A 5001-nucleotide genomic window follows, 5' to 3' on the forward strand; every position below is an offset into this window, starting at 1 on the left:
AGACCCAGGAGGTGCTCGCGGGGTACTGGATCGTCGAGTGCGAGTCGTTCGACCGGGCGACCGAGATCGCGTCCCGGCTGGCCGGCAGTCCGGTGCCGGAGTTCCTGCGGGCCACGGCGTACGCCGACATCCGGCCGATCGCCGAGGGCCGCGAGGAACTGGTGGAGTGACCTGGCATGGCGGTCGACGATCTGTTGCGGGACCTGGCGCCGCAGGTGCTTGGTGCGCTGGTGCGGCGGTACGGGCATTTCGACACGGCCGAGGACGCCGTGCAGGAGGCGCTGCTCGCGGCGGCGCAGCAGTGGCCGAGTGACGGCGTACCGGACAATCCGCGCGGATGGTTGATCACGGTGGCCTCCCGTCGGCTGACGGACCTGCTCCGGCGTGAGCAGGCCCGGCAGCGGCGGGAGGACCGGGTCGCGCAGTGGGCGCCGCAGGGCGATCCCGTGGGCGACGCCGACGACACGCTCGTGCTGCTGTTCCTGTGCTGCCACCCGTCGTTGTCGCCGGCGTCCCAGATCGCGTTGACGCTCCGGGCGGTCGGCGGCCTGACGACGGCCGAGATCGCCCGCGCGTTCTTGGTGCCCGAGGCAACGATGACGCGGCGGATCACGCGGGCGAAGGCGAGCGTCAAGGACAGCGGTGCCCGGTTCACCCTGCCGGCCGACCGCGAGGAGCGGCTGGCCGCGGTGCTCCACGTGGTGTACCTGATCTTCAACGAGGGCTACGTCAGTACGACGGGACCGAGCCTGCAGCGGGTCGAGCTGGCGGCCGAGGGCATCCGGCTGGCGCGGATGCTGTACCGGTTGCTGCCCGGCGATCCCGAGGTCGCCGGACTGCTCGCGTTGCTGTTGCTGACCGATGCCCGCCGTCCGGCACGCACCGGCCCGCTCGGCGAACTCGTACCGATGGCCGAGCAGGACCGTTCCCGCTGGATCCCGGAGCTGATCCGCGAGGGCGTCGACCTGATCACCGCGACCCTCCCCCGCGGCCCGGTCGGCCCGTATCAGCTGCAGGCCGCGATCGCCGCGGTCCACGACGAGTCCCCGTCCGCGGACGACACCGACTGGCCACAGATCGCCGCGCTGTACGAGGTACTGCTGCAACTCACCGACAACCCGATGGTCGCCCTCAACCACGTCGTCGCTGTCGCGATGTCCCGCGGCCCGGCCGAGGGCCTGCGGCTGCTCTCGACGATCGAGCACGACGACCGCCTGACCAAGGACCACCGCCTGTACACCGTCCGCGCGCACCTGCTCGAGCTGTCCGGCGACAAGCCCGCCGCCCGCACCGCCTACGAGGAAGCCGCCGCCCGAACGACGAGCATCCCCCAACAGCGCTACCTGCGCGCCCGCGCAAGCCGCATCTGACCCAGGCCGGACCCAGAGCCTGGTGGCTCTGGGCCCGGTTCGTCAGCCCTGCTGGATGCCGAAGGTGCCGCCGCAGCCGGACTGGAGGGCGGTGTTCAGGCACTTGGTCTTCGCCGTGGCAGGTGTCTGTTCGACGAGTTCCAGGTCGAGGTCGAACAGGTCCCGGTTCGGCTCGTTGGCTGTGTTCATCGGCGTCGCCTTTCTCGGTGGAGTGCGTTCGCGAACGCCCAACACCAAACCCGTCGGATGCCCGGATCGCAAGGCATTCGAGGCTGCTCGAACTGCTTGGGTTTCACGGCACCGGTCTGCGAACATCACTCGCGATGGACGATGCCGGCCGGACCTCCGCGCTGCTCCGGATCACCGCGTTCCCTGCGGGCCGGCCGGATCCCACCCGGCTGAATCCAGCCCCGGACGACACCGAGGCCGACACCGCGTACCTGGAGGAGCTCACCCGCGACCCGGCGGTCCGCGAGGCGATCGCGGTGTCCAGTCCGTCGCTGGCCGGGACCCTCGACGCGGTTCGGGCCGGCCGGACCGTCGAGCCGAAGAAGCTGCGCCGAGCCGTGCTGGCGACGACCAGTTACGTACTGCGGATGACGACCAGGCCGACGCCGTTCGGACTGATGGCGGGCGTGGCACCGGCGTCGTTCGGTGAACGGACGGCAGTGCGGATCGGCCGGCAGCACCGCAAGGGTGTCCGCGCCGACGCCGGGTGGCTCACCGCTGTCGTACGCCGGAAGGAGCGCGAGCTCGCGGTCGTCCGTCCGCTGCACCTGGTGGTCAACAACCTCTGCCGGACCCGGGGCGATCGGCTGGTGCTGTCGTACCTGCCGACGCCGGAGGAGGCACACCCGCTCCGGGAGGCGTCGGTACGGCGGAATCCGCTGATCGACGAGGTACGAAGGCTGGCGCGCCGGCCGGTGCGCTTCGACGTACTGGCGCAGCGCCTGAATGACCGGTTCGCGACGGCTACGGCTGACCGGGTGGAGCCGCTGCTGCTGGAGCTCATCGCGCAGCAGTTCCTGCTGACCGAGCTGACACCACCGCCGAGTGCGCCCGATCCCCTCGGCCATGTGCTGGCCCGCATTCCGGAAGACCCCGAGCTCATCGCGATCCACGCACGCCAAGAGGCATACGCCGCGGCGCCCTGGGGTGCCGGTCCGCCCGAGGCCGGTCCTCCCCAGCAGGTCGACCTGGCCGTCGACGCCGAGGTCGTCCTGCCCGAGCAGGTCAGGTCGGAGGTCGAGCAGGCCGCGCGGCTGCTGGCGCGAGTGATGCCGGCAGACGTCGTACCAGCGCATCTGCGGCAGTACCACCTCGATTTCCTGGAGCAGTACGGCGAGTGGCAACTGGTGCCCGTGCTGGACCTGCTGGATCCCGGCACCGGCCTGGGCGCCCCGTACGGGTACGAGGCACCCGAGAGCACTCGGGCCGAACCAGGCGCGGTCAGCGACGATGTCCGCGAGCAGGTGCTGGCGCAACTCGCACAGGAGGCGACAGCGGACGGCAGCGGCGAGGTGGTCCTGACCGACGCCGTACTCGACCTGCTGCAGACCAGCGGCGCGGCGGACCTGCCGAGCGAGCTTGAACTTGGAGCCGAGCTCGTGGCGGACTCCCCGGCCGCGCTCGATGCCGGGGAGTACCAGGTCGTGATGAGCAGCTTCCTGCACTCTCCAAGAGCAGGTGCCTTGACCGGCCGCTTCAGCTATCTCCTCGACGCCGCTCCTCTGGTGACAGCTGGAGCCGGCGGTGCGTTGGCGGCGCAGGTCGAGTTCCAGGCGGCACAGGCCCGCTCCGCGAACGTCACCCGAGTGCCGCGACGGCTGACGTACGTCGTGACCGCTGGCCAGTTCACGCCGGACGATCCGACTGTGCTCGGCGTCGACGACCTGCTGGTCGGTGCCACGCACGAGCGGCTGTACTTCTGGTCCGATCGGCTCGGGGCCGAGATCGTGCCCGCGACGTTCCACATGCTCGACTCGCGGCACCTGGCGCCGAACGTGGTGCGGTTCCTGCGCGAGGTGGCCGGCACGCGGGAGCGTGGTTGCCTGCCGTGGAGCTGGGGACGGGTGGGAGAGCTGTTCCCGTTCGTACCGCGGGTGCGGCGCGGGCGCGTGATCTTCTCGCCGGCGCGGTGGCGGCCGGCGCCGGAGTTGCTGGAGACCGCCGTGGACGACGAGGTCTGGCGCGGCCGGCTGGACGCCTGGCGCAAGCGCTGGCGAGTGCCGACGCAGGTGTACCTGACGTTCGCTGACCACCGTGTCGGTCTCGATCTGGAAGCACCGCTGCACCAGCGTCTCCTGCGTCACGAACTCGGCCGCCGGCCCGACGCGACGTTGGTCGAGCCCGCCGGCGGGAGCTTTGGCGCGGGGTGGCTCGCGGGTCACGCACACGAACTGGTGGTCGCCCTGCGGTCGCCGGTACCCGAGCGGCTGCGCCGGTCACCCCGCCCACCTCATGCGGTCCGGTCGCCTGCCCGCCTGCGGTACTACCCCGGCGGAGAGTGGCTGTACGCGAAGCTCTACGCCCCGGAGGATCGGCACGATCAGCTCACGACGCACGGTCTCGACGTACTCCGGAAAGCCCTGCCGGAGGACGTCGACCGGTGGTTCTTCCTCCGGTACCGCGATCCTGAACCGCACCTGCGGATCCGGCTGCACGGCGGCGGCACCGCAGTGGGCGACGTGATCCACGACTGGGCCATGGACCTGTGTACGGCGGGCCTCGCCCAGCGGCTGGTGCTCGACACGTACGAGCCGGAACTGGCCCGGTACGGCGGACCGGAGGCGATGGAAGCGGCCGAGCGGGCGTTCCACGCGGACAGCGAGGCCGTCCTCGACGAACTCCGGATGCGCCCGCCCGGCGTCCCACTGGAACTGTTGCTGGCCGGTGGAATGGCGGGTATCGCCGAAGCGTACGCCGGACCCGGCTGGCGGGACTGGTTCCTCGCGAACTATCCGAAGACCGAGGCCCACGCGGCGTTCCAGGCGATCCGGCAGCAGGCGCTCCAAGTAGTCAACGAGGGTCTCGTCGACGCATCGCTGGCGGCTGTCCGGCGGCGCTCGGCGGAAGCCGTCCGTGCGTACGCGGAAGTCCGGCCGGCCGGAGCGCCGCTCGGCAGCCTGCTGCACATGCACCACAACCGGATGGCCGGGGTCACCCCGGACCTGGAGCAGGCGGCGTACGCCGTGGTCCGCGGCGCGGTCCAGGCCCGCCTCGACCGGGAACGCCGCGCCAGGTGAGCCGGCAAGCGGGCCGCACCGGCGAGGGCGGGCGCGGATGAGTCGGGATCAAGCGGCCGAGGTGGTCGGGGCGGTTGCCGAGCGGCTCCTGAGTCCTGAAATGGTCGCCGAGATTGCCGGACGTGGTACCGATCGGACGGCCGACGGAGTGGTCGGCCCGGCCTGGCAGCCTGCAGGACTGGCCGAGGGGCATCCCGGAATCGCCCTCCTGCACGCAGAGCTGGGCAACCCGGTCGTGGCCCATGCCCACCTCGCAGCCGCCAATCACGCGGCAGATCCCACCGGCGGCGGGCCTGAGCTGTACGCCGGACGCCTTCCGGGCCTGCTGCTCGCGGCGGTCGGCGCGCGACGAGCGGAGGGCGGCGGGTACACGACCCTGACCGACC

4 protein-coding genes are annotated in these 5001 nt (G+C 71.5%); 3 read left to right on the forward strand and 1 reads right to left on the reverse strand.

The features are described 5' to 3' along the window. Window positions 1-176: 176 nt before the first annotated feature. Window positions 177-1370, forward strand: coding sequence for an RNA polymerase sigma factor (locus tag VFF46_RS13965; RefSeq protein WP_325037536.1), 1194 nt, complete (start codon window positions 177-179; stop codon window positions 1368-1370). A 42-nt stretch (window positions 1371-1412) separates the two neighbouring features. On the opposite strand, the gene VFF46_RS13970 is transcribed toward VFF46_RS13965, so the two are convergent. After that, entirely contained in the window at window positions 1413-1559 is a 147-nt protein-coding gene (locus tag VFF46_RS13970; protein ID WP_325037537.1) for a hypothetical protein, read from the reverse strand. Between the two features lie 134 nt (window positions 1560-1693). On the opposite strand from VFF46_RS13970, the gene VFF46_RS13975 reads away from it, so the two are divergent. Together VFF46_RS13975 and VFF46_RS13980 are read left to right on the forward strand one after the other, a co-directional pair. Further along, window positions 1694-4615, forward strand: a complete 2922-nt coding sequence (locus tag VFF46_RS13975; RefSeq protein WP_325037538.1) for a lantibiotic dehydratase — start codon at window positions 1694-1696, stop codon at window positions 4613-4615. A 37-nt stretch (window positions 4616-4652) separates the two neighbouring features. After that, the coding region (locus tag VFF46_RS13980; protein ID WP_325037539.1) for a hypothetical protein at window positions 4653-5001 on the forward strand (349 nt) is incomplete at its 3' end.

The organism is Kribbella sp. (assembly GCF_035655035.1).
Taxonomy (GTDB): domain Bacteria; phylum Actinomycetota; class Actinomycetes; order Propionibacteriales; family Kribbellaceae; genus Kribbella.

Bases quoted from the DNA above. Each gene is read 5' to 3' on its own strand.
- VFF46_RS13975 (WP_325037538.1), top strand. From the start codon at position 1,694: ATGGACGATGCCGGCCGGACCTCCGCGCTGCTCCGGATCACCGCGTTC.
- VFF46_RS13970 (WP_325037537.1), bottom strand. From the start codon at position 1,559: ATGAACACAGCCAACGAGCCGAACCGGGACCTGTTCGACCTCGACCTG.
- VFF46_RS13965 (WP_325037536.1), top strand. From the start codon at position 177: ATGGCGGTCGACGATCTGTTGCGGGACCTGGCGCCGCAGGTGCTTGGT.